1 protein-coding gene is annotated in these 1,717 nt (G+C 69.2%); it reads left to right on the forward strand.

Features of this window, described 5'->3' with window-relative positions; genetic code table 11:
* The first annotated feature begins 67 nt into the window (after nucleotides 1-67).
* Nucleotides 68-1,654 carry an IS1182 family transposase gene (locus ABZ904_RS51150; protein WP_361006458.1) on the forward strand — a complete coding sequence of 529 codons (1,587 nt, stop codon included), beginning with the start codon at nucleotides 68-70 and terminating at the stop codon, nucleotides 1,652-1,654.
* Nucleotides 1,655-1,717: the final 63 nt, after the last annotated feature.

The raw sequence follows: 1,717 nt of genomic DNA on the forward strand, positions 1-1,717 counted from the left end.
CTAGAAGACTGCTGAAAATCTCGGGTTCTGGCCCCGGCTCGGTGGAGTCGGGGCCAGTCTTGTAGGCATGCAGGGGGAATGGGCCGGGGAGTTGGTTGGGCCGGATGTGTGGGAGACCTGCCGGGAGTTGATCCCGGCAGGGAGTGTGTTCGCGTTCCTCGCGGAGCATCGTGAGGTGCTGTTCCCGCCAGGGATGTTCACCGACATGTACCCCTCGTCCAACGGCCGTCCGAGTCTGCCGCCGCAGGTCCTGGCCGCGACGGTGGTGCTGCAGAGCCTTTACGGGCTGTCGGACTTCGAGACGGTCCAGGAGTTGCGGTGTGACCTGCGGTGGAAGGCCGCCTGCGGGCTCGGCCTGTACGACACCGCTTTCGACCCGTCGCTGCTGACGTACTTCCGGCGCCGGCTGCGTCACTCGGCCGACCCGACGCGGATCTTCACCAAGGTCAAAGAGGTCGTGGCCGCGACCGGCGTGCTCAAGGGCAAGCAGCGGCGGGCACTGGACTCCACCGTCCTCGATGACGCGGTGGCCACCCAGGACACGGTCACCCAGATCATCTCCGCCGTCCGGCGGGTGATCCGCGAGGTCCCCGGCGCGCAGGAGACCGCAAAGCAGTGGTGCACGGCGCACGACTACACCGACCCGGGCAAGCCGAGGATCGCCTGGGACGATGAGGCCGCCCGCGCCGCGCTGGTCGACGCGCTGGTCACCGACGCCCTCAACCTGCTCGGTCACCTGCCCGAACAGGAACTGGGCGAGAGGGCGGCGAACGCGGTGGGCCTGCTGGCCCTGGTCGCGGGCCAGGACGTGGAGCCGGCCGAGGGCTCCGACGGACGCGACGGACGCTGGCGTATCGCCCGGCGGACGGTCGCGGACCGGACCGTGTCCACCGTCGATGCGGACGCGCGGCACATCCACAAAAACCGAACCCGCCACCAGGACGGCTTCAAAGGGCATGCGTGCTTCGAGCCGGAGACCGGGCTGTTCACCGCGGTTGCCCTCACCAGCGGCTACGGCCCCGACAACCACGAGGCCGCTGTTGCCTGCGATCTGCTGGCCGACGAGGACGAGGGCCAGGAGTTGACCGTGCTCGGCGATTCCGCATACGGCACCGGCGACCTGCGCGCACACCTGCAGGCCGACGGCCACACCCTGGTGATCAAGCCGCCGCCGCTGCGGCAGGCCATCCCCGGCGGCTTCACCATCGACGACTTCCACGTCGACTCGGCGGCCGGCACCGCGACCTGCCCGGCCGGACACACCGCCAACCTCGGACAGGTCAAAGCGGACGGTGCTCGCACCGCCCAGTTCAAGCGCATGTGCACCGGCTGCCCCCTGCGCGGACGCTGCACCACCTCCAAGACCGGGCGCACCCTCAACGTCCACCCCCAGCACGAACTGCTCACCGCAGCCCGCCACCAGGCTGCCAGCGACCCCGTCTGGCAGGACGAATACCGCAGATGGCGGCCCCCGGTCGAACGTGCCATCGCCTGGTTGGTCGCCAAGGGAAACCGCCGGGTCCCCTACCGCGGCGTCATCGCCAACAACGTCTGGCTCCACCACCGCGCCGCCGCCCTCAACCTCCGCCGACTGATCAACCTCGGACTCACCAGGTCCAACGGCAGCTGGCACCTCACCCCGGCCACCGCATAAGCAAGAAGGGCTGTCCGACCTACGGCCGGACAGCCCACGACAAGATCTTCAGCAGTCTTCTAG

The sequence above is a fragment of the Streptomyces sp. NPDC046900 genome (genome assembly GCF_040644975.1).
Lineage (GTDB): Bacteria > Actinomycetota > Actinomycetes > Streptomycetales > Streptomycetaceae > Streptomyces.